The organism is Priestia sp. JSM ZJ58 (assembly GCF_044383985.1).
Lineage (GTDB): Bacteria > Bacillota > Bacilli > Bacillales > Bacillaceae_H > Priestia > Priestia zanthoxyli.
Genome location: NZ_JBISEM010000001.1, coordinates 87,339 through 109,970 on the forward strand (window position 1 = coordinate 87,339; position 22,632 = coordinate 109,970).

Sequence of the window (22,632 nt, forward strand, 5' to 3'; positions counted from 1 at the left end):
CAGACACAGCTCCTTTTCTTAAAGGTCAGCTCAATACATAAAGCGATTTCGAAAGCGCAGGCTATCAAATTCTTGTATGCTTTCTTGAGGGACTCTGCTCCCGATTCTTACCATCAAACAATTAGCAGGGTGGGAGCTAATCTCCGGATCATCTGTGGCAAACCACGTCAGTCCGCCTTTATTCATCATTTTCTCCATAATTTTGCGGTAATCCCACACATTTAGCCCTGTTCCTTTTAAATCCCAATGCCAGTAGTATTCTGTCGTAATGACAATATAATCTTCCATTGCATCATCCATCATAGATACGATAAGCAAGTTTTTTCCAACAGCGTAGCTGCGAAACGGGGCAGCTACCTCTATAGCTCCTAATTCGATTAAATTCTCCATATTTCCTTCCGACCATCGTTCTAGAGGATCGGGATATAAAAAGGTGACATAACCAATGATTGTATGATGATGACGAGCAATAATGATTCTACCTTCAGGCAAGTTGGCAATCTCGATCAATGCTTCTTTTTGCTGTTCAGGTGGACGAAAGGCCGTTAGTTGCTCATGAAAATCAAGTTGTTGCAAGGTTTGTGAGGAGACAGGTCCTTCAATAACAATTGCTCCAACCGCTGTTTTTAGTTCTTTCATATTGTATGTTTGGGAATGTTTCACATGAATCACCACCTTCAAGCAGTCTTATCTGTATTATAATACAAAAAAAACTCTACATTAAAGCGTTTTCAAAAAATTAAATAAAAGAAAAGGAGTTTTTTCAAAAACATAGAATAGGAAATTAAAAGAGATTCTTGTTAATTCGACACTTATATAACAAAGGTTGTCATATAACAAGGGAGACTATTATCCCAATTCCGACAAATAATTTTTATAAAATTGTGAAAAGTCTATTTTTGTTATATAATAGGTTTGTAAATTTTATACATAAGGGGGAGTTTGTGATGAAGGTGGAAGCGCTTCCTGTAATTGAAGGGGTATACAACTTACAGGACTACGATAAAACGTATCAAACCTTTGACTGGTCACAAGTGGAGAAGGAATTTTCATGGCATGAAACAGGTAAATTAAATGCAGCTTATGAAGCAATTGATAAGCACGCAAACTCTACGCGTAAAAATAAAGTTGCGCTTTATTATCGAGATGCGCAGCGCAATGAAAAATATACATTCAAAGAAATGAAAGAATGGTCAAACAAAGCCGCAAACGTGCTAAAACAAGCAGACGTAGAGAAGGGAGATCGTGTGTTTATCTTTATGCCTCGCTCTCCGGAACTTTATTTTGCATTGTTAGGGGCGGTGAAGCTTGGCGCTATTGTTGGGCCTTTGTTTGAAGCATTCATGGAAGGTGCAGTAAAAGATCGTTTGCAAGACAGTGATGCAAAAGTGTTAATTACAACGCCTGAACTGCTGAGCCGCGTTCCGGTGAAGGATTTGCCAGCTTTAAAACACATTCTCCTTGTAGGGGAAAATGTAGCAGAAGAAGGCATTCAACTAGATTTTCTGAAGCGATTAGAAGCGGCGAATAAAGAGGTGGAGATTGAGTGGGTAGATAGAACAGATGGTATGCTGCTTCATTATACATCAGGTTCAACTGGAAAACCAAAAGGGGTGCTTCACGTTCATAATGCAATGCTTCAGCATTATCAAACTGCTAAGTGGGTGCTCGACTTAAAAGATGACGATGTGTATTGGTGTACAGCAGATCCGGGTTGGGTAACGGGAACTTCCTACGGAATTTTTGGTCCTTGGCTTGCTGGAGCAACAAATGTGATTGTAGGAGGACGCTTTAGTCCAGATGCATGGTATCAAGCACTTGAAGATTTTGGCGTAACGGTTTGGTACAGTGCGCCTACAGCATTTCGTATGCTAATGGGTGCTGGCGATGACTTAGTTAAACGCTATGATTTAAGCAGCCTTAGACATGTATTAAGCGTGGGAGAACCATTAAATCCTGAAGTGGTACGCTGGGGAATGAAGGTTTTCCAAAAACGTATTCATGACACGTGGTGGATGACTGAAACTGGAGGTCAGACGATTTGTAATTACCCGTCTATGAAAATTAAACCAGGATCTATGGGAAAACCTATTCCGGGTGTACAAGCAGCAATCGTTGACGATCAAGGACAAGAGCTTCCACCTTATCGAATGGGTAACTTAGCAATTAAAAAAGGCTGGCCATCTATGATGCATGCAATTTGGAACAACAAGGAAAAGTATGAGTCATACTTTATGCCAGGCGACTGGTACGTATCAGGTGATTCCGCGTATATGGATGAAGACGGTTATTTTTGGTTCCAAGGCCGAATTGATGACGTTATTATGACCGCAGGAGAACGAGTTGGTCCATTTGAAGTAGAAAGTAAGCTTGTTGAACACCCTGCTGTAGCAGAAGCGGGTGTCATTGGTAAGCCTGATCCTGTGCGTGGGGAAATTATTAAAGCGTTTATCGCACTTAGAGATGGGTATGAATCTTCAGATGAACTGATTGAAGATATTCGTCAATTTGTGAAAAAAGGGTTAGCTGCTCATGCAGCTCCACGTGAAATCGAGTTTAAAGATAAGCTACCTAAAACACGAAGCGGTAAAATTATGCGTCGCGTTTTAAAAGCGTGGGAATTAGATTTGCCAACGGGCGATTTGTCGACGATGGAAGACTAAGGAGTAAACGTTTCAATCTTTGTAGGGAAAATAAGTGATTTTTATAAAGTTCAAACAGCCAGCTGTTTGAACTTTTTTTTGGACTTGAATTTTAAAATGAAATCATTCATAATTGTGGGGTGTAAACTTTTAAATAAAATAAACTGCAGTGATAGGAAGAAGTAATACTTGTCTCCCTGTTTAAGAGAGCTGATGGTTGCTGAAAATCAGTACATAGACAAATATGAAATACGTCCTTGAGCATCTTTTGTGAACTTACAGTAGCAAAAGACGGGTAGACCGTTACATCATTTAAGTGGGAAATAATTTATTTCCAAATAGGGTGGTACCGCGATATTTTCGTCCCTTCTTTTTTAAGAAGGGGCGTTTTTTATGTTGTTCAACAAATTGTAACGAGCAATTAGATAAAGGAGAGAATATAACATGGATATTTTACAAGATCTTGAGTTTCGAGGGCTCATTAATCAACAAACGGATGAAAAAGGTTTAAATGAACTTTTGAGTAAAGAGTCTGTTCGTTTGTACTGTGGATTCGATCCAACAGCCGACAGCCTTCACATCGGCCACATGCTTCCTGTTTTAATTTTGCGTCGCTTTCAACAAGCTGGACACCAACCGATTGCATTAGTTGGTGGAGGTACGGGTCTTATTGGAGATCCAAGCGGTAAAAAAGCAGAGCGTACGTTAAATGAAAAAGAAACGGTTGCTATGTTTAGTGAGCGTATTAAAGGTCAGCTTTCACGCTTCTTAGATTTTGAAGAAGGTGAAAATGCAGCGGTTATTGCGAATAACTATGACTGGATTGGCACGTTAGATGTTATTACATTCCTACGAGATATCGGTAAAAACTTTGGTATTAACTACATGATGGCAAAGGATTCTGTTCAATCTCGTATCGAATCAGGCATCTCATTTACGGAATTCAGCTACATGATTTTACAATCATATGATTTCTTGAACTTATACCAAACGTATAACTGTAAGCTTCAAATTGGCGGCAGCGACCAATGGGGAAATATTACAGCTGGCTTAGAATTAATTCGTAAATCAGAAGAAGATGCAAAAGCATTTGGATTAACAGTTCCACTTGTAACAAAAGCAGACGGCACGAAGTTCGGTAAAACAGAAGGCGGAGCAATTTGGTTAGACGCTGAAAAAACAAGTCCGTATGAATTCTACCAGTTCTGGATTAATACAGATGATCGTGATGTTATAAAATATTTAAAATACTTTACATTCTTATCACATGAAGAAATTAATGAATTAGCAGCATCTGCAAAAGAAGCGCCTGAAAAACGCGAAGCACAAAAAGCACTAGCAGCGGCGATGACTACGCTTGTACACGGTGAAGAAGCTCTTGGGCAAGCCATTCGTATTTCGCAAGCTTTATTTAACGGAAGTATTTCAGAGTTAACAGCAGAAGAAATTAAGCAAGGATTCAAGGATGTTCCTTCTTACACGCATACAGGTGAAGATATTGGTTTAATCGATTTACTTGTAGAAAGTAAAATCTCTCCTTCTAAACGTCAAGCGCGTGAAGATATTTCAAACGGTGCGATTTACTTAAACGGTGAGCGTGAGCAGGATTTGCAAAAAACAGTAGGAGCAGAAGACCGTATTGAAGGTCAATTTACAGTAATTCGTCGAGGCAAGAAAAAATATACGCTTATTCAATACGCATAAAAAAAGGCCGAAAGGCCTTTTTTTGTATAAAGACAGTAAAAAAGCCGCTCCATAGGGAACGGCTTTTTACTATTAACGAGAGTAGAACTCTACGATTAGTGCTTCGTTGATTTCAGCAGATAATTCAGAACGCTCAGGTAAGCGAGTGAATGTACCTTCTAATTTCTCAGCGTCTACTGTTAAGTAGTCTGGTACGAAGTTGTTAACTTCAAGCGCTTCTTTCACGATTGAAAGGTTGCGAGATTTTTCGCGAACACCGATCACTTGACCAGGTTGTACACGGTAAGATGGGATGTCAACGCGTTTACCGTCAACTAAAACGTGACCGTGGTTAACTAATTGACGAGCTTGACGACGAGTGCGTGCAAGACCCATACGGTATACTAAGTTATCAAGACGAGCTTCTAAAAGAATCATGAAGTTCTCACCGTGCTTACCAGTTAATTTACCAGCAGCAACGAATAAGTTACGGAATTGACGCTCAGTTACACCATACATGTGGCGTAATTTTTGCTTTTCTTGTAATTGTAAACCGTACTCAGAAATTTTCTTACGTTGACCTGGGCCGTGTGGACCTGGAGCGTAAGGGCGTTTTTCTAATTCTTTACCTGTACCACTTAGAGAAAGACCTAAGCGACGAGAGATTTTCCAACTTGGACCTGTATAACGAGCCATGATGACTCCTCCTTGTTTGTGTTTTTATTTTATGCAAAACAAAAACAGACACATTCTAGCGATATGCTCATTTTGTTTTCATGTACCATCGCTCTAGCAGCAGAGAGTTACACGATACACCATCTTTTTAAAAGAATTGCTACTTCTGTAAAACAACCTTTTAATGAGGAACAAAATGAAAAAACATAAAGAAGATTGTATAAGCTGCAATATTTCACACAACGAGTATTATAGGTGTTTCCTCGTATAAAGTCAAGAAAGATTGAAGATTAAAAGATTGTAAAAGAAAGGATATATTCATTTGAAGTATGAAAAGAGAAGAAAGAACGTAAGAAAACGGTGGTGATGGCTAATCAAACGTTTGTTTAATAAGCAAAAACCGCTGATTTGCAGCGGTTTTTTTGCTTATTCATATTTAAAGAAAAGAAGTGAGTTCTTTGACGAATTCTTCAAGATACTGTTGATCGATTTCATCAAAGCGATTTTTGATTGGACTGTCAATATCAAGAACACCTAAAAGCTGACCGTCTTTTACAATTGGTACAACGATTTCAGATTGAGAAGCGGCATCACATGCAATGTGGCCAGGGAAGGCGTGAACATCTTCAATTCGCTCTGTTTTTTGATTTTGAGCTGCTGTACCGCATACGCCTTTTCCAAGTGGAATACGAACGCAAGCCGGCAGTCCCTGGAAAGGTCCAAGCACTAACTCCCCGTCTTCCATTAAATAAAAACCTACCCAGTTTACTTCATTTAAAAATTGATTTAGCAAAGCTGAAGCATTTGCTAGATTAGCAATCGTATTGCTTTCTCCTTCTAATAAGGCGCGTAATTGCTTAATTACTAATTCATAATCCTTTTGTTTTGAGCCGCTGTAGTTTTCGACATTAAACAATGTATTCTCCTCCATTCAACATAAGATTTAATGAATTTTTATCAGGAAACGTCAGTTTTAACGCTACTTTGTCGATAAAAGATTACAGGAACTAAAAAGCCTATCACGAATTATGTAGAGAGGCTACTAAAATCCTTTTTAAATACTGTAACGATTTCTACACAATTTTGCAATCATATGTGTTTTGTAAAAATAAATCGAAATGAGGTGTAGATAGATGGCTGTACAGTCAAAAACGAAAGAGAAAATTATTGATGCGGCCGTTTCTCTTTTTAACGTAAAAGGTTTTGATGGTACGTCGGTGCGCGAGATTGCAGGAAAAGCGAAAGTGAACGTAGCGAATATTTCATATTATTTTCATAGCAAAGAAGGATTGCTTGAAAGTTTAGTGATTTCTTATTTTGAAGGTTATATTGGGGTGTTGGAGCAAGCATTTCAAGAAATGAAAAAGCTGTCTTCAACAGAAAGTATGATCGTAATGATTCGAGCTATCTTACATTACCAGCACGAAAATAGGCATATTGCCCGGCTCGTATATAGAGAAATCTCTCTTGACACGATTTTAATTCGAGAAGTTATGACTACGTATTTAACCAAGGAAAAATACTACTTAAAAACAATCCTTGAAAGAGGGATGAAAGAAAAGGAGTTTCGAAAGCTGCACGTTTCCTTTACAATCATTGAGCTTAAGGGCATGCTGTCTATGCCTTATCTTCATCCTCAGTACCTAAGTGAAGTTCTTCATATATTGCCTCACGAACCGTATTTTGTTCAGCAATATGCGATTGAGCTTGAGCGATGGGTGCACACAACGGTATGTTTGCCATATGAACGGACAAACAAACTTCGCGTTCAATTATCTTAAATGAAGCTCTCTATAGCCTTGGCCTAAATCCTTCGCACAGTGGGCGTCTGACCCATATACGAGAGGGATTTTTTTCTGTTGGGCTGCTTTTACGACAAAGGGAGCTGGGTACGCTTCCTTGCACAAAGGCTTAAACAATCCTGCACCATTATAATCCAAAGCCAGATCTTTCATTTTTATTTCATCGAGTATTGATAAAATAATAGGGGAAAGTGTGTCTTCATATGGAAATTGAGCTTGAAATTTATGTATGAGTGTCATATGACCAATGCGCTTAGGCTTATAAACGCCTAAATTGGCCTGTACAGAGCGTAATACCGTGTTGTAATACTTATCATATACTTTGCTTACGCTGCCAAACTTCTGTACAATATGTGCAAATACGTCAGCGCTAAAATCTAGGCAGTCATATCCTTCTTCATGTTTTAAGAAATGGACAGAAAGGATGCTGTCATCGAGGCAAGGACCATACTCGTTTAAGAAATCTGTTGTTTCTTGTTCAAATCCTTCAATAAAGTCAACTTCCAATCCGACATTGATACGAATATCGCGCTCAAATTCTTTTTTAACTTGCTGTACGTTTTGAATGTAGCGATCAAGTTTGTCAGGATCCATTCCGCTGTCGCGATCAGGCGTCGGATCACTGAAGCTTTTTGGTAATGGAGCATGCTCTGTAAACGAAATCTCGCCAAAGTTCAGGGAAATCGCCTGTTCAACATATTGTTGCAATGAATCAGGTGAACCGTGTGGGCAAAATGGAGTATGAATATGTTTGTCAACTTTCATAAAAAATGCCTCCTTTTTTCTTCTTTTTCCATTGTAACGACACAAAGTGACTCCATGCCAATATTTTGTATAAAAAAATTTAATTTTTTGCTCAAAAGTTGGACTTTACATGGTATCATAAAAACATTGACGCAAAAAAATTTAAAGGATTAAATTCACCCTTTTTATAAATAAGAAACTTGTCATGTAGAACGCACTGTAAGGGGGCTTAGTATGGAATTCATTATAGCACTAATCATACTTATTATCGGATTAGTTGTGTACGGAATGTTTTCACGTAAAAAGATTTATCAAGAAATTGATCGCCTGGAAACGATCAAAGTCGAATTAGCAAATACGCCAGTTGCAGAGGAAATTTCAAAAGTAAAAGAATTGAACATGACAGGTCAAACTGAAGAGCTATTTGAACGTTGGCGTGAGCAGTGGGATGAAATTATATCAACTAATCTCCCGAAAATTGATAAAGAACTGTTTGAAACGGAAGAAGCAGCAGATAAATACCGGTTTAAAAAAGCGAAGCAGTTATCTATACATATTGATCAAGCCTTAGAACAAACCAAGATAGATATTGAAAACATACTTACTGAACTTCAAAATTTAATTGGTAGCGAACAAGATAATCGATATGATATTGAGGAATTAAATCAGCTTCACCGCCACGTGAAGAAAAAATTGCTCGCACATCGGTATTCCTATGGAAATGCTGAAAAAACGTTAGAATACGCAATTAATACATCTAAAGAGCAGTTTAAAAAATACGAGGAAGAGACGATTAACGGAAACTATCTTCAAGCACGTGAGATTGTTCTTCAATTAAAAACTGATTTAACAGCTATTGATTCGTATTTAGAACAAATTCCAAAAGTGTTAGTTGAGTGTCAGACCACTCTTCCTGTTCAGTTCAATGAACTGCTTGACGGGTTCCGCGAAATGAGTGAGCAGGGATATGTGTTAGATCATCTGCAAGTAGAAGAAACGGTAGAGCTTTTAAAACAAGAAACTGCTGAAATTATTGCAGATATTGAAGAATTATATGTGGAAGAAGCGATTACAAAACTAGATGATGTGAACGAACGCTTAGAGCAGTTATATGACTCACTTGAGCATGAGGTTTTCTCCTATCATAAAATGAACCGTGAATCTCATACGGTATCTAACTTCCTTCGTATGCTTCAAGAACGAAACCGTGAACTTCGTGAAGAAACGCTATTTGTACAGCAGAGCTATCATTTTAAAGAGCGCGATTTAGACGTATATTACAAAATGGATCGCGAACTAAAACGATTGACTAACTTGTACTATAATATTTCGGACAAGGTGGCGGAGCACAATTTAGCCTACAGTGTGATCCAAGAAGAACTCGAAGACGTTTCCAAACAGCTTAACCAATTAAAAGAATCTCAGGAATCCTATAGCGATATGCTACAAGCTCTTCGCAAAGATGAGCTCTCGGCTAAGGACAAAATAGAAGAACTGAAATCTCAGTTGATTGAAGCAAGACGCCTTATTCAAAAAAGCAACCTTCCCGGTGTTCCTGAAGAATACAAAGTGCAGCTTGAAAAAACGGTTCATATCTTAAATGAAGTAACCGCTAAGCTGAAAGAAAAACCGCTTAATATTCAAGCTGTTCAATCTTTACTTGAAGATGCTGTTGGTTTTGTTCAGGATACATTTGATGAAACAGAGGCAATGTTAGAAGAGGCGCGACTCGTTGAAAGAGTGATTCAATACGGTAACCGTTATAGAAGTACTCATCACTCGATTGCACAGTCTTTAGAAGAAGCAGAAGAAGCGTTTCGTCATTACGAATACAAAGAAGCATTAAAACAGGCATCTGCAGCTATTGAGCAAGTAGATCCTGGTGCGCTGGATCGTATACAGCGTATTGTATCTTCACAGAGTTAAAAAGCTCGTGTCCAAAGGACACGAGCTTTTTTATGACGCTTTTCTTTGTATACTATCTGTGTGATGTGTACCTCTTGCAATACTAATAATATAGCCTATGAAGGCAGCAGCAACTGTTGGAATAAGCCAGCCAAGGCCTTGGCTATAAAGCGGCAAATAGTTTTTGAAAAAATTGTCTATGCTTGTTAAGATAATTCCTGCTGCTTTTAACCCGTCAAAAATGCTCAGAATCGAGCTAATGATTACGGCTGTCACATATACTTCTCGACCAAACGAAATGGCTCTTTCAATTAATGATAAAGCAATTAGCGTAATGGCAATAGGGTATACAAAGGTCAAAATAGGTATGGAAATAGAAATTAATTGAGTAAGCCCTACATTTGAAATAACAGCACTAAACAGCATTAAAATGACAACAAATGTTTTATATGACATGCTTGGCACCAGCTGCGTGAAAAATCGTGCGCAAGCAGAAGTTAATCCGATGGCTGTCGTTAGACAAGCAAATGTAATAGCGAGTCCTAAAATAATGGTGCCAAACGAACCGAATAATGTTGTAGCTACAGCTGTTAAAATAGCTCCTCCATTTTCTTTCATACCAATTGCTTCTACGCTTGAAGCGCCGACATACGCGAGAGAAAGATAAACGATAGCTAACCCAGCAGCAGCAATCAACCCGGCTTTGATACATACCGAAGCAAGTGTTCGTTCGTCCGTTACGCCTTTTTCCTTAATACTGTTGATAACAACGATGCCAAATACGAGAGCTGCAATTGTATCCATTGTCAAATATCCATCAATAAAGCCGCCCGTAAATGGAGAGGCTATATATTTGGCGTGAGGTTCTTGAAAAGAACCCATAGGTGTCATTAAACTTTTGATAGCTAAAAGAGCTAATACTGCGAGCAGTAAAGGAGTTAGAATTTTTCCTATGCGATCAACAATTTTAGTTGGATTCAATGATAAATAAAGTGTTAGGCCAAAGAAAATAACGGTATAGACCATTAAAGGAATCTTGCTTGCAACCGCATTTTCTGATAAAAATGGGGTCACACCGATTTCAAACGCTACCGTATCCGTTCTGGGTATACCAAAAAAAGGGCCAATTGCTAAGTAAAGCAATATAGTAAAAGAAATCCCGAAAATAGGGTGAACTTTTTTAGCTACTTCGGTAAAATTTCCATTACTTTTAGAAACAGCGATTATCCCCATAAGCGGAAGTCCTACACCTGTAATGAGAAAACCGATAATGGAACTCCAAGTGTGTGTTCCGGCTTGCTGTCCGAGCAAAGGAGGGAAAATCATATTTCCCGCTCCGAAAAAGAGAGCAAACAGCATAAGACCGATGGCAAGTATTTCTTTGTTAGTGAGTGCTTTGGTTTTCATAATGCCTCCTAGTGTTTCTTATGTTGATGATTAAATTTTCTGACTTTTTAAAAACTAAAAGTACGTGATACATACTACCACATTTATGGAATCATATATAGGTTTTTTTGAAAAAATCTAAATAGTTTATTAATAATAAAAGGAACGCCTAATTTAAAAAAATACCAAGGTGTGGTATGATAATACGTTGTTCCGAAAAAATGAAGAAGGGGGCGCGCATCCTTGATTTATTTAGATAATAGCGCTACAACAAAACCCTATAATGAAGTCATACAATCTTTTACCAAAGTAGCTACAACTTATTATGGCAATCCATCGTCCCTCCATCAATTTGGCGTACAGGCGGAGAATTTGTTGAGCCGTTCACGTGAGCAAGTAGCAGAATTGCTGCACGTATCGTCAAATGAAATTATCTTTACATCAGGAGGAACGGAAGGGAATAATTTAGCTATTAAAGGCGTAGCGATGCAATATAAAAGCCGAGGTCAGCATATTATTACGACAAATATTGAACATGATTCTGTTCATGAACCATTTAAGCAGTTAGAAGCACTAGGGTTTCATGTGACGTATGTTCCGGTAGATTCAAATGGATTTGTGTCACCTGCGGCTATTGAATCAGCTATTACGGATGAAACCATTTTAGTATCCGTTATGCATGTAAATAATGAAATTGGCACCATTCAGCCAATTGAAGAAATTGGACAGATGCTTACGAACTATTCGAAGGTGCTTTTTCATGTCGATCATGTGCAGGGGATTGGAAAAGTTCCGCTTTCTTTAGCAAATCATAAAATTGATTTATGCACATTATCAGGACACAAAATTCACGGCTTAAAAGGAACGGGGATTTTATATAAACGAAATGGAGTTCAGCTTCATCCGTTGCTTAGCGGAGGCTCTCAGGAAATGCAGCATCGATCAGGCACGGAAAATGTTCCGGGAATCGTAGCATTTGCTAAAGCACTTCGTTTAACACTTGAACATGCAGCTCAGAATCAGCAAAAAATGCAGAAAATAAAAGCAGAACTGATGGACAAACTTTCTGCTCACGAAAGAATCACGATTAATACGCCGAATGAGCATTCAGCTCCCCATATTATAAATTTTACAGCGCAAGGTATTAAAGGTGAGGTTTTTGTTCACGCTCTTGAAGAAAAAGGAGTGTTTGTATCAACTACATCTGCCTGCTCATCAAAACGAAAAAAGCCAAGTAAAACGCTTTTAGCTATCGGTAAAAATTACGAAGAAGCCGATCAGTCCATTCGTTTGAGCTTGTCAGGATTAAATGACTATAATGAAGTAACGCCCATTATAAATGCTATTTTCACAGTAATTGAAGATCTAAAGAAAGTAATGAGGTAAATAACTATGATATATAACCATATTTTAATTCGATACGGAGAAATCTCCACTAAAGGACAAAATAGAAAAAAATTTGTTGCGCAGCTAAGAAAAAATATTGTAACGGCTCTTAGTGCATTCCAAAACATTCACGTAAAATACACAAGAGACCGCATGTATATTCACTTAAATGGTGAAAATCACGAGCCTATCATTGAACGTCTTCAGCAAATCTTTGGTATTCAAAGTTTTAGTTTAGCATTAAAAGTTGAAAATGAACTTGAAGCCATTCAAGAAGCAGCGCTAGAAGCAATGAAAGAATTTGATATAGAAGGAAAAACGTTCAAAGTATCTACTCGAAGAGCGTACAAACAATTTCCTCTTGATACAAACGAATTAAATTATGCAGTAGGAAGTCATATTCTACGAAATACAGAGCATCTACAGGTAAACGTAAAAGAGCCAAGCGTAAATGTACGAGTAGAAGTGAGAAGTGAAGCAACGTATATTACATGTTTTGATTATCGCGGAGCAGGGGGTCTTCCAGTTGGTACGAGTGGAAAAGCGATGCTCATGCTTTCTGGAGGAATCGACAGCCCGGTTGCAGGATACTTAGCTATGAAGCGCGGTTTAGAAATAGAAGCGGTTCATTTTTATAGTCCGCCTTTTACAAGTGAACGTTCTAAGCAAAAAGTAATTGATTTAACGCAAAAATTAACGGCTTATCACGAAAAAGTAAAGCTTCACATTGTACCGTTTACAGCTGTACAGCAAGCGATTCAAAAGCAAATTCCAGAGAATTATACCATGACCTCTACACGCCGTATGATGCTTCGAATTACGGACCTTATTCGTGAAAAAAATGAATCGTTAGCTATCGTAACTGGCGACAGCTTAGGGCAAGTAGCTAGTCAAACGGTTGAGAGCATGTATGCGATTAATGAAGTGACGAATACGCCAATTTTGCGTCCGCTTGTGACAATGGATAAAACGGAGATTGTGGAAATTGCCCGTAAAATTGACACACATGAAATTTCGAATCGTCCGTATGAAGACTGCTGTACAATTTTTACGCCAAGCTCACCAAAAACTAAGCCAAAGCGTGAAAAAATAAATCGATACGAACAATTTTATGATTTTGAAACATTAATTCAAGAAGCGGTAAATAATGTAGAAACGCTTGAGATGACAGCTTCTTCGGCTACAAATACCGCAGACAGCGTAGAAGATTTGTTTTAAAAGTAAAATTTCATAAAATTACCAAAAAAATAATGTATGATGCCATGTGTTTTGACACAATCTATATTCAACAAGGAGGTGAAAACACATGGCAAACACAAACAAATTAGTAGCTCCTGGTTCAGCAGCTGCTATCGACCAAATGAAATACGAAATCGCTTCTGAATTCGGTGTAAATCTTGGACCAGAAGCAACAGCTCGCGCTAACGGATCTGTTGGTGGAGAAATCACTAAACGCTTAGTTCAAATGGCTGAGCAACAACTTGGTGGTAAATAAGTCATATTAATTAAATAATGATGGCTAAAAAGAGTGGGGGAAACCTCACTCTTTTGTCTTGTTTGTTTTGTCACGTATAATAGAGACAAGATCAAGCTTTATAAAGTAAAGGAGATGTTGGCGATGGGGACTTTATTTTACGGCGGCAAAATATATACGATGCTAAAAGAAGGTGAGCATGTAGAAAGCGTATATGTTGAAAAAGGATTCATTGAAGATATAGGCGCAGAAGAAGATCTAAGAATCAAATGGGGTGCTGAGATTGACAAAGAAGTACACCTCAAAGGACACCCAATGTATCCGGGCTTTGTCGATAGCCACCTTCACTTAATTGGTCACGGTGAAAAGCTTCTTCGGCTTGATTTGTCTCAAGCTACTTCTCGGGAAGAGGTGTTAAGGCTCGTTCGGAAAAAAGTAGAGAGTACGCCAAAAGGAGAATGGGTAATTGGAGAAGGGTGGGATGAAAATCAGTGGGAAGATTCCTCTTTGATTCAGTATCAAGATCTTGATCAGCTGTCAACTGAACATCCTATTATGTTGAAGCGAGTCTGTCGTCACGGATTAGTAGTAAACGGGACTGCTCTTAAAATAGCCGGGATTACAGCTGAAACACGTGACCCGGAAGGAGGTATTATCCAGAGGGATGAAGCTGGAAATCCTACCGGTTTTTTTGCTGATCAAGCGCAAGAATTAGTAACGGCTCATATTCCTAAAGTATCAGAAGCATACATTCGACAAGCGCTTTCAGTAGCCATTAAAGATTGTGTTCAGCACGGATTAACGGGTGGACATACGGAAGATTTAAATTATTATGGAGGCTTTTTGCGTACATATCAAGCATTCCAAGACGTTATTCATAAAGAAAAGCAGCTGTTTCGTGCTCATTTACTTGTTCATCATGAAGCTGTAGATGATATGTATACATACTGTGAAGAAAAGAAAGACACATCCGATTTTATTGAAATAGGGCCAATGAAGATTTTTGCTGATGGTTCGCTCGGCAGTCAATCTGCGCTTTTAAGCTTTCCTTACAAAAGCGACCCTTCTACAAGAGGTGTAGCTATTCAATCACTAGATGAATTAAAGCAGCTAGTGAGGAAAGCGAGAGAATTGGGCATGACCGTTGCAATTCATGCGATTGGGGATTTAGCGTTTCAATACGTAGTGGAAAGCATCGAACAATATCCTCCTCAAACAGGGCAAAGAGATCGTATCATCCATGCGCAAATTCTACGAAAAGATTTAGTTGATCGTGTAAAAAAGCTCCCGGTTGTGCTAGATATTCAGCCTCGGTTTTTAGCCAGTGATTTTCCATGGGTCATTGAAAAAATCGGAGAAGAGCATTTGGATTATTGCTATGCTTGGAAAACGTTATTGGACGAAGGGGTTATGTGTGCAGGCGGATCGGATGCACCTATTGAACCTATCAATCCCATGTTAACGATCCATGCAGCGGTTTCTAGAAAAACTTCTCCAAATAGCTCGGTCGTTTACATACCTTCTGAGCGAGTCACAGTATTTGAAGCTGTTCAGCTGTTTACTTTAGGAAGCGCGCAGGCCATTCATCAAGAGCATAAAAAAGGATATGTTCAGAAGGGATATGTGGCCGATTTTACCGTATTAGAAAAAGATCTGTTTGAGATATCTGCAGATGATATTCCAGGGGTACAGGTGCAGATGACTGCTATTAATGGAAAAATTGTATATCAAAAATAAAAAGCGCCCTTGGGCGCTTTTTATTATAGAAATGTACGCTTAACTCGTTGCCAGAAAGAGTTATCTTTTAGCTTAACCGTTTTAATTTGACGGTCGCTTAAACGTATTTGAACTTGATCAACTTGACGTGCATTTAATGCTTCGTTATCTATTCCAATAATTGGACTGTGGTTATTGTCATTGGATAGTTTTAAAGTGAGCGTATGCTCAGCGCTTAGGATGAATGAAGATCCTAATGTACGATAATTATTATTGTTTAACGATGCCAATTCGCTGACTTGCATACAAGGAATTAACGGATCAACTACGGCTCCACTTACCGATTTATTATAAGCCGTACTGCCTGTTGGTGTTGAAATAATCATCCCATCCCCACGGAATGTTTCAAAGTGATTTTCATTAATAAAAACATCTAGACTGAGTGTTTTTATAACACCTGATCGAATAGAACATTCATTTAAGCAATAAAAAGAAGTTCCTTGATCAATTTGAGTTTGTAAAACGGGAAATCGACGTACTTCTATATTTTCTGTCGTAATAGCTTCAATCATTTTATCCGTTTCATCGATATGAAAATCGCAGTAAAAGCTTAGTTGATCTGAAGTTGTGACACCAGCATATAAGCAGTCATCTCGAAAGCCAGATTGACGGACAGCCTGCAAGAAAGCTCCGTCACCGCCAATACTTACAATGATGTTAGCGCTGTCGAAATGGTCTACTACTTGAAAGTCATATTGTTTTGCAAGTTCAATAAGTGGACTTACGAGCGCCTTTGATTCCTGGTTTTTTGGATGAAAGAAATAAACGTTGCGACGATTTGGCATAGATAGTTCCCCCTTGTTTGTCTGATATGTAAAATATTAGCGATAAAGTAAACTTTTTAAAAAAAGTTTGTTACAATAATTATAGCATTATTGCTTTAAGAATTAAAAGAATAATCTTTTAATTCTGACACCTAAAAAGGAGGATTTTCATGAACAAAAAAAGGTGGATTGCTCTTTTAATTGCGGCCTGCTTATTCATTTTTTCTGCGATTGTTAATATTGGTTTTTCAGTCAAAGAAGAAAAAGATGACGGTCTGGCAGGCATATTTGGAGGAGACGACAGTGAACTATCAGAAACAGTTATCGAAAAAGGGAATGCAGCGAAGAAAATTGCAGTGCTAGAGGTCAATGGAACGATTCAAGATACAGGAAGCAGTTCCTCTCCGCTTATGTCTCAAAATGGTTATAACCACCAAGCATTTTTAAAGCAGCTAGAGGCTGCCAAAAATGATAAGGCAGTTAAAGGAGTCATTATTAAGGTGAATTCACCGGGCGGCGGCGTCGTTGAAAGTGCTGAAATACATAAAAAAATTGAAGAGCTGAAGAAAGAAACGAAAAAGCCAGTGTATATTTCAATGGGATCAATGGCTGCTTCAGGAGGCTATTATATTTCAACAGCTGCTAATAAAATCTATGCAATTCCGGACACTTTAACAGGTTCACTAGGTGTAATTATGCAAAGCGTTAACTACGGCAAGCTGGCTGATAAACTAGGAGTAGAATCTGTTGTTATTAAAAGCGGGGCTCATAAAGATATTATGTCTCCAACAAGAGAAATGACCGGAGAAGAAAAAGAAATTATGCAAACACTTGTAGACAACTCGTACGATGGTTTCGTCAATGTTATCTCTGAGGGACGCCACTTGTCTAAAGAAAAAGTGCGTTCTATCGCAGATGGACGAGTGTACGATGGACGTCAGGCTAAAGAGCTGAAGCTGGTCGATCAACTAGGCTATTTTGAAGATGCGGTAACGGGAATGGAGAAAGATTATAAGTTAAAAGGTGCACAAGTAATTCAATACAATCAAGGATTCGGACTGCCTTCTTGGCTTTCAATGAGCATGCAAAAAGTAATAGGTGGAGATGAACAAGTCACTGCAATGTTAAAAACATTTGCGCAGCCAAGCTCTCCGCGTCTGATGTATTTATATGCAGAATAGAGGTGGGAACATGGAAAATCAGTCTCATTCAACCGAATCGAACGACAATATAAAACATGAGCCAGCGGTAAGTACTCCAATAGGTAGTGAATTCCATTATGCAGGCTTTTGGATGCGCTTTTGGGCATATCTTTTAGATCTAGCTGTGGTAGCTAGCTTGAACTCCCTGCTGATCAAGCCCATTTTCCATTTAGCAGGTATTTCTCGAGGAGATGGATTTTTTTCTCCCTATACGATTGTAACGGTTATTATCTTTTATGGTTATTTTGTTTTAATGACCAAGTATTTTGGACAAACGCTTGGAAAGATGGTGTTTGGGCTTAAAGTAGTATCGCTGAAAGACTCCACCTTAACTTGGCCTGTTGTGCTGTTTCGTGAAGGAGTTGGACGTTATATTTCTAAAACGGTTTTTTTACTTGGCTATTTATTAGTTGCGTTTTTACCTAAGAAGCAGGGAGCGCATGATTACTACGCAGATACAACTGTCATACATGAAGGTACAATAAGCAGATAATAAAAAGAGGCTGGGGCAAAAGTATTTAGACGAATTGAAAACCGAACCACTGATCAAGATTTTTGATTAGTGGTTCGGTTTTTTTGTTAGGGTAAACGTAGGTTTCATTTATGTAGATCTTTCTAGCAGCTGATTGGATTCATTTCGTTATGTCTCAACCTCTTTTTATTGTTTTCATAAGGTTTAATATTCTCTGTTTTGGAGATAATGTGAAGCTAAGAAGGAGTGAAGGATGTGCTATGGCTTTTATGGATATTGCTAGCACTTTTAATTGTTATTGTACTTATTGTATGGACAAAAATCACGCTATTTGTAGAGCTTCATCATGTCCGAGATAACGATTATTACAGAGTGAGACTCAGAGCTTGGTTCGGTCTTATTCGCTATACATATGAAATTCCGGTAGTGAAAGTAAAAAAAGATTCTCCACGTTTGCTTGTTGAAAAGAAAAAAGGAATGGGTGATCAAGGAAAAGAAGACGAGAATTCATGGAGTGATTATTCTGTAGAAGACGGACTAAGCATGTTAGAAAATGCGAAGCAATTCCTTGAACAGGTAGTCGGTTTTCATAAAATTTTTCGTCGTTTCTTACAGAAAGTGACGGTAAGGGATATTAAATGGCACAGCCGTTTCGGCTTAGGTGATGCTGCGTTAACAGGCGTACTTACCGGGGCTGTATGGTCTGCAAAGGGGGGCATAGTTGGTATAATCAGCCGTTATATGAAACTAAAAGATATGCCTGTCATGAGCGTTACCCCTGTATTTCAACATCTTTGGTCAGAAACGGTATTTGAGTGCATAATTTCTTTTCGAGTTGGTCAAGCTATTCTAGTAGGTTTACGGACCTTGAGATACTGGCGGCATACGTCCAAAAAGCGTCGCAAAAGATGGAAGTCGTCAAATAAGAACAAGACACACTCTGTGAAAACATAAGGAGGTTATCTTAATGGCAGAACATCCAATTAAAAGTTTAATGTCGACAGCTATGGAAAATTTAAAGGAAATGATTGATGTTAATACAATCATTGGTGATCCCGTAGAAACACCTGATGGCAGCGTTATTTTAACTGTCTCAAAAGTAGGTTTTGGCTTTGCAGCGGGTGGAAGCGAGTTTGGAGTAGAAGGGCATGCGCCATCTTCTCCAGGGCAGCATCAGCAAGAATCAGGTCATCCATTTGGCGGAGGTAGCGGTGGCGGTGTATCAATTACGCCAATTGCCTTTTTAATTGTGAGTGGAAGCGGAATTAAAATGCTTCACCTTAATGAAAGTACACATTTATATGAAAAGATTTTAGATACAGCACCTCAAGCCATTGAACGCGTGCAGCAAATGTTCAAGCGAAATAACCATCAGCAGGATCATCATAATCAACAAAATCAGCATCATGACGGTGCAAATGATTTTAATTTGTAGGGATAAAATAAAGCTTTGCTTGCTTCTTTGAACGATAAAAGAAGCAAGCAAAGCCTTTTTTTATTGGGCATGTTTTCTAGCATATAGCGTTATAGTATGTATGTCATTTAATTGCAATATAGAGACAGACAAGCTAATATGAACAGTGTACATACTTATTTAAAGGAGGAATTATTCGTGACTAAATTTAAAGGTAACGATGTAACATTATTAGGAAATCAAGTAAAGGTTGGAGACAAGGCGCCAAACTTTACCGTTTTAGCAAATGATTTATCAGAAGTAACGCTTGACAGTACAAAGGGTTCTGTTCGCCTAATCAGTGTAGTTCCTTCTATTGATACTGGAGTTTGTGATGCGCAAACTCGCCGCTTCAACGAAGAAGCAGCTAAATTAGATAACGTAAAAGTATTAACAGTGAGCGTAGATTTACCGTTTGCTCAAAAGCGCTGGTGTGGTGCTAACGGCATTGATAATGTTCAAACATTATCTGACCACCGCGACTTATCTTTCGGCGAAGCATATGGTGTAGCTATTCAAGAATTACGCTTATTGGCTCGTTCAATCTTTGTAGTAGACTCAAATGACAACGTAACGTATGTTGAGTACTTACCAGAAGTAACTGAGCATCCGAACTACGAAGCAGCAATCGAAGCAGCTAAAGCAGCTAAGTAAGATTGTCGATGGCGTTCGGCAGAAGGCGGAAAACAATGTTTTTCGCCTTCTTTGTGTTTTAAGAAGCTTTTATGATAAAATATGATGTTCCAAATAGGACGTTTACTCATTTATATAGATATCATTTCATTACACAGGAGGCAGAATATGAGTCAATTAGCTAGTATGGAAAAGCTATTTGGTGTAATTGATCAAACAGCTATTATTTTAAGAAAAGAACTAAACTGCGTATATTTAGAAGCAGTAGCTGAAACGGGAGAAAACTTGTTTCAAGGAACTATTTTGCAAGAAGAGCTAGATGAGGTAACCAAAAAACGTTTAAAAAAAGAATACGATTCAATCACGCTTGATCATTTTGAAAAAGAAACGATTCGAAAAGCATATCAGCTAGCTATTTTAAAGGGGATGAAAGAAGCAGTTCAGCCTAACCACCAAATGACCCCTGATGCTGTAGGACTATTTGTCAGCTACTTAGTTGGAAAATTCATGGCAGGAAAAGATAAGTATACGCTTTTAGATCCAGCAGTAGGAGCTGGAAACTTATTAACAACCATTTTAAATACACACGCTGCGTCAATTGAACATGTATACGGTGTAGATGTGGATGATTTATTACTTCAATTGACATATGTAAATGCAAACTTACAGAAGCACGGCGTTCAATTATTTAATCAAGACAGCTTACAGCCGCTTTTTATTGATCCTGTTGATTTAGTTGTCTGTGACCTGCCGGTTGGTTATTATCCAAACGATGAAGGGGCAAAAGAGTATAAAGTAAGAGCTGAAGAAGGTCATACCTATGCTCATCACTTATTCATTGAACAAAGCTTGCGCCATGTAAAAGACGGAGGATACGTAGTGGCCCTTATTCCAAATAACTTGTTCGAGTCTGAACAGTCTCATTTATTACAGCCGCTGCTAAAAGAGGAAGCAATCGTTCAAGGAATCGTTCAGCTGCCGCTTTCAATGTTCAAACAAGAGCAGGCTGCTAAGAGTATTATCATTCTTCAAAAGCAGGGAGAAGGGGTAACAGCGCCTGATCAAGCGCTGCTTGTGAATTTGCCGAAGTTCAGTAATCGAGAAGCAATGAGTGATATTATGGCTCAAATGGACCAATGGTTCAGCGTTAATAAAAAGTAAGTCTTTTTCGAAAATAATGAATTTTTACCGGTAGCGTTTTCATGATGTATAGCTCTTGAAATCTATTGTCGTGAATGATTAAATGAATAAGGATAGAAATCGTGTCGAAATGCATAGAATATTGTAGAGATTACACTTTTATGTTCTGTTCGTTATGTTTATGATGCACGTATAATAAAGAAGGAGCTGTTTTTTTATGTCAAAAATCATGGCAATCAACGCCGGCAGTTCTTCACTTAAGTTTCAATTATTTGAAATGCCAAGTGAGACGGTATTAACAAAAGGTTTAGTAGAACGAATTGGTTTAGATAACGCTGTTTTCACGATCTCGGTAAATGGTGAAAAACAAACGGATATTACAGAAATCCCTGACCATGCTGTTGCAGTTAAAATTTTAGTTGAAAAGTTACTTTCTCAAAACATCATTCAATCATACGATGAAATCACTGGTGTAGGTCACCGTGTAGTACACGGCGGAGAGAAATTTGCTGATTCTGTTTTAATCACAGATGAAACATTAGCGGAAATTGAAGCTTTATCTGATTTAGCACCGCTTCACAACCCAGCAAACATTGTGGGAATTAAAGCGTTCCAAGATATTCTTCCAAATGTTCCAGCTGTAGCAGTCTTCGATACAGCATTCCATCAAACAATGCCAGAAAAATCATTCTTGTACAGCTTACCGTACGAGTACTATGAAAAGTATGGCGTTCGTAAATACGGTTTCCACGGCACATCTCATAAATATGTTTCTGAGCGTGCAGCTGAGCTTCTTGGCCGTCCAATCGAACAATTGCGCTTAATTTCTTGTCACTTAGGTAACGGTGCAAGTATCGCTGCAATTGAAGGCGGCAAGTCAATTGATACATCAATGGGCTTCACACCATTAGCTGGTGTAGCAATGGGAACTCGTTCAGGTAACATTGACCCTGCATTAATTCCATTTATTATGGAGAAAACAGGAAAAACTGCTGACGAAGTATTAAATGTATTAAATAAAGAAAGTGGTCTTTTAGGTGTATCTGGTATTTCTAGTGACCTACGCGATCTAATCAAAGCAAGCGCTGAAGGCAATGAACGTGCTGAAACAGCACTTGAAGTATTTGCTAGCCGTATTCATAAATATATCGGTTCTTATGCTGCTCGTATGTCTGGTGTAGATGCAATCATCTTCACAGCAGGTATTGGAGAAAACAGTGATGTTGTACGTGCTCGCGTTCTTCGTGGTTTAGAGTTCATGGGCGTTTATTGGGATCCAGCTTTAAATAGTGTACAAGGAGAAGAAGCATTTATTAGCTACCCTCATTCTCCAGTTAAAGTTATGGTTATTCCTACAGACGAAGAAGTTATGATTGCACGTGACGTTACTCGTTTAGCGAATATTTAAGTTCATAAAGTGCCTCTTCAATGCATGAATTCTCATAAATTGTCAGGCAAACTAACGAAAAGCTGATTTCCTTGTTAGGAAATCAGC

At 38.4% G+C, this 22,632-nt stretch carries 21 protein-coding genes and 1 other annotated feature; of the genes, 15 read left to right on the forward strand and 6 right to left on the reverse strand.

The genetic code is table 11. The features are described from left to right. Positions 1–30 precede the first annotated feature (30 nt). Complete coding sequence (locus ACH6EI_RS00450) at positions 31–663, reverse strand: hypothetical protein (RefSeq protein ID WP_028411810.1); 633 nt, start codon at positions 661–663, stop codon at positions 31–33. A 284-nt stretch (positions 664–947) separates the two neighbouring features. Between ACH6EI_RS00450 and acsA the strand changes: the two genes are divergently transcribed. Both acsA and tyrS read left to right on the forward strand, forming a co-directional pair. Beyond that, positions 948–2,663, forward strand: a complete 1,716-nt coding sequence (gene acsA, locus ACH6EI_RS00455) for an acetate--CoA ligase (protein ID WP_028411809.1) — start codon at positions 948–950, stop codon at positions 2,661–2,663. A gap of 139 nt (positions 2,664–2,802) precedes the next feature. After that, positions 2,803–3,013, forward strand: a binding site (T-box leader). Positions 3,014–3,086: 73 nt separating this feature from the next. Continuing rightward, the gene (gene tyrS, locus ACH6EI_RS00460; RefSeq protein ID WP_099331326.1) at positions 3,087–4,346 is read left to right on the forward strand and encodes a tyrosine--tRNA ligase; all 1,260 of its coding nucleotides are present in this window, start codon (positions 3,087–3,089) and stop codon (positions 4,344–4,346) included. A gap of 72 nt (positions 4,347–4,418) precedes the next feature. On the opposite strand, the gene rpsD is transcribed toward tyrS, so the two are convergent. Both rpsD and ACH6EI_RS00470 read right to left on the reverse strand, forming a co-directional pair. Continuing rightward, positions 4,419–5,021, reverse strand: a complete 603-nt coding sequence (gene rpsD / locus ACH6EI_RS00465; RefSeq protein ID WP_013059485.1) for a 30S ribosomal protein S4 — start codon at positions 5,019–5,021, stop codon at positions 4,419–4,421. 415 nt (positions 5,022–5,436) lie between these two features. Beyond that, positions 5,437–5,916 carry a GAF domain-containing protein gene (locus tag ACH6EI_RS00470; RefSeq protein ID WP_014458011.1) on the reverse strand — a complete coding sequence of 160 codons (480 nt, stop codon included), beginning with the start codon at positions 5,914–5,916 and terminating at the stop codon, positions 5,437–5,439. Between the two features lie 217 nt (positions 5,917–6,133). Here ACH6EI_RS00470 and refZ point away from each other — a divergent pair, with 217 nt between their 5' ends. After that, positions 6,134–6,781, forward strand: a complete 648-nt coding sequence (gene refZ, locus ACH6EI_RS00475) for a forespore capture DNA-binding protein RefZ (RefSeq protein WP_014458012.1) — start codon at positions 6,134–6,136, stop codon at positions 6,779–6,781. Here refZ and hisJ read toward each other — a convergent pair. Beyond that, a complete protein-coding gene (gene hisJ, locus ACH6EI_RS00480) occupies positions 6,773–7,567 on the reverse strand; it encodes a histidinol-phosphatase HisJ (RefSeq protein ID WP_014458013.1) in 795 nt (264 codons plus the stop codon). The genes refZ and hisJ overlap by 9 nt on opposite strands. A gap of 213 nt (positions 7,568–7,780) precedes the next feature. On the opposite strand from hisJ, the gene ezrA reads away from it, so the two are divergent. Next, complete coding sequence (gene ezrA / locus ACH6EI_RS00485) at positions 7,781–9,472, forward strand: septation ring formation regulator EzrA (protein ID WP_013059480.1); 1,692 nt, start codon at positions 7,781–7,783, stop codon at positions 9,470–9,472. 30 nt (positions 9,473–9,502) lie between these two features. Here ezrA and brnQ read toward each other — a convergent pair whose 3' ends face one another. Then, the gene (gene brnQ, locus ACH6EI_RS00490) at positions 9,503–10,858 is read right to left on the reverse strand and encodes a branched-chain amino acid transport system II carrier protein (protein ID WP_014458014.1); all 1,356 of its coding nucleotides are present in this window, start codon (positions 10,856–10,858) and stop codon (positions 9,503–9,505) included. 222 nt (positions 10,859–11,080) lie between these two features. Here brnQ and ACH6EI_RS00495 point away from each other — a divergent pair, with 222 nt between their 5' ends. The 4 genes from ACH6EI_RS00495 (at position 11,081) to ACH6EI_RS00510 (ending at position 15,434) form a co-directional block, all read left to right on the forward strand. Beyond that, the gene (locus ACH6EI_RS00495) at positions 11,081–12,223 is read left to right on the forward strand and encodes a cysteine desulfurase family protein (RefSeq protein ID WP_098112326.1); all 1,143 of its coding nucleotides are present in this window, start codon (positions 11,081–11,083) and stop codon (positions 12,221–12,223) included. Between the two features lie 6 nt (positions 12,224–12,229). Further along, positions 12,230–13,441, forward strand: a complete 1,212-nt coding sequence (thiI, locus tag ACH6EI_RS00500; protein WP_014458016.1) for a tRNA uracil 4-sulfurtransferase ThiI — start codon at positions 12,230–12,232, stop codon at positions 13,439–13,441. 88 nt (positions 13,442–13,529) lie between these two features. Then, positions 13,530–13,718, forward strand: a complete 189-nt coding sequence (locus tag ACH6EI_RS00505; protein WP_013059477.1) for an alpha/beta-type small acid-soluble spore protein — start codon at positions 13,530–13,532, stop codon at positions 13,716–13,718. A gap of 123 nt (positions 13,719–13,841) precedes the next feature. Next, a complete protein-coding gene (locus ACH6EI_RS00510; RefSeq protein WP_108674333.1) occupies positions 13,842–15,434 on the forward strand; it encodes an amidohydrolase in 1,593 nt (530 codons plus the stop codon). Between the two features lie 23 nt (positions 15,435–15,457). On the opposite strand, the gene ACH6EI_RS00515 is transcribed toward ACH6EI_RS00510, so the two are convergent. Continuing rightward, a complete protein-coding gene (locus ACH6EI_RS00515) occupies positions 15,458–16,258 on the reverse strand; it encodes an NAD kinase (protein ID WP_014458018.1) in 801 nt (266 codons plus the stop codon). A gap of 149 nt (positions 16,259–16,407) precedes the next feature. Here ACH6EI_RS00515 and sppA point away from each other — a divergent pair, with 149 nt between their 5' ends. From sppA to ACH6EI_RS00550, 7 genes are all read left to right on the forward strand, one after another. Beyond that, the gene (sppA, locus tag ACH6EI_RS00520) at positions 16,408–17,418 is read left to right on the forward strand and encodes a signal peptide peptidase SppA (protein WP_014458019.1); all 1,011 of its coding nucleotides are present in this window, start codon (positions 16,408–16,410) and stop codon (positions 17,416–17,418) included. Positions 17,419–17,428: 10 nt separating this feature from the next. Continuing rightward, entirely contained in the window at positions 17,429–17,932 is a 504-nt protein-coding gene (locus tag ACH6EI_RS00525) for an RDD family protein (RefSeq protein ID WP_013059473.1), read from the forward strand. 234 nt (positions 17,933–18,166) lie between these two features. After that, positions 18,167–18,865 carry a DUF2953 domain-containing protein gene (locus tag ACH6EI_RS00530; RefSeq protein WP_028411799.1) on the forward strand — a complete coding sequence of 233 codons (699 nt, stop codon included), beginning with the start codon at positions 18,167–18,169 and terminating at the stop codon, positions 18,863–18,865. A gap of 13 nt (positions 18,866–18,878) precedes the next feature. After that, positions 18,879–19,346, forward strand: coding sequence for a GerW family sporulation protein (ytfJ, locus tag ACH6EI_RS00535; protein WP_028411798.1), 468 nt, complete (start codon positions 18,879–18,881; stop codon positions 19,344–19,346). Between the two features lie 138 nt (positions 19,347–19,484). Beyond that, positions 19,485–20,018, forward strand: coding sequence for a thiol peroxidase (gene tpx, locus ACH6EI_RS00540; RefSeq protein ID WP_045291207.1), 534 nt, complete (start codon positions 19,485–19,487; stop codon positions 20,016–20,018). Between the two features lie 147 nt (positions 20,019–20,165). After that, the gene (locus ACH6EI_RS00545; RefSeq protein ID WP_029319991.1) at positions 20,166–21,158 is read left to right on the forward strand and encodes a class I SAM-dependent methyltransferase; all 993 of its coding nucleotides are present in this window, start codon (positions 20,166–20,168) and stop codon (positions 21,156–21,158) included. Between the two features lie 196 nt (positions 21,159–21,354). Continuing rightward, entirely contained in the window at positions 21,355–22,545 is a 1,191-nt protein-coding gene (locus tag ACH6EI_RS00550; RefSeq protein ID WP_013059468.1) for an acetate kinase, read from the forward strand. Positions 22,546–22,632 lie beyond the last annotated feature (87 nt).

Excerpts from the sequence above, each read along its gene's own strand:
- acsA (WP_028411809.1), top strand. The coding sequence starts at position 948 with ATGAAGGTGGAAGCGCTTCCTGTAATTGAAGGGGTATACAACTTACAG.
- tyrS (WP_099331326.1), top strand. The coding sequence starts at position 3,087 with ATGGATATTTTACAAGATCTTGAGTTTCGAGGGCTCATTAATCAACAA.
- rpsD (WP_013059485.1), bottom strand. The coding sequence starts at position 5,021 with ATGGCTCGTTATACAGGTCCAAGTTGGAAAATCTCTCGTCGCTTAGGT.
- refZ (WP_014458012.1), top strand. The coding sequence starts at position 6,134 with ATGGCTGTACAGTCAAAAACGAAAGAGAAAATTATTGATGCGGCCGTT.
- hisJ (WP_014458013.1), bottom strand. The coding sequence starts at position 7,567 with ATGAAAGTTGACAAACATATTCATACTCCATTTTGCCCACACGGTTCA.
- ezrA (WP_013059480.1), top strand. The coding sequence starts at position 7,781 with ATGGAATTCATTATAGCACTAATCATACTTATTATCGGATTAGTTGTG.
- brnQ (WP_014458014.1), bottom strand. The coding sequence starts at position 10,858 with ATGAAAACCAAAGCACTCACTAACAAAGAAATACTTGCCATCGGTCTT.
- thiI (WP_014458016.1), top strand. The coding sequence starts at position 12,230 with ATGATATATAACCATATTTTAATTCGATACGGAGAAATCTCCACTAAA.
- ACH6EI_RS00505 (WP_013059477.1), top strand. The coding sequence starts at position 13,530 with ATGGCAAACACAAACAAATTAGTAGCTCCTGGTTCAGCAGCTGCTATC.
- ACH6EI_RS00510 (WP_108674333.1), top strand. The coding sequence starts at position 13,842 with ATGGGGACTTTATTTTACGGCGGCAAAATATATACGATGCTAAAAGAA.
- ACH6EI_RS00515 (WP_014458018.1), bottom strand. The coding sequence starts at position 16,258 with ATGCCAAATCGTCGCAACGTTTATTTCTTTCATCCAAAAAACCAGGAA.
- sppA (WP_014458019.1), top strand. The coding sequence starts at position 16,408 with ATGAACAAAAAAAGGTGGATTGCTCTTTTAATTGCGGCCTGCTTATTC.
- ACH6EI_RS00525 (WP_013059473.1), top strand. The coding sequence starts at position 17,429 with ATGGAAAATCAGTCTCATTCAACCGAATCGAACGACAATATAAAACAT.
- ytfJ (WP_028411798.1), top strand. The coding sequence starts at position 18,879 with ATGGCAGAACATCCAATTAAAAGTTTAATGTCGACAGCTATGGAAAAT.
- tpx (WP_045291207.1), top strand. The coding sequence starts at position 19,485 with ATGAACAGTGTACATACTTATTTAAAGGAGGAATTATTCGTGACTAAA.
- ACH6EI_RS00545 (WP_029319991.1), top strand. The coding sequence starts at position 20,166 with ATGAGTCAATTAGCTAGTATGGAAAAGCTATTTGGTGTAATTGATCAA.
- ACH6EI_RS00550 (WP_013059468.1), top strand. The coding sequence starts at position 21,355 with ATGTCAAAAATCATGGCAATCAACGCCGGCAGTTCTTCACTTAAGTTT.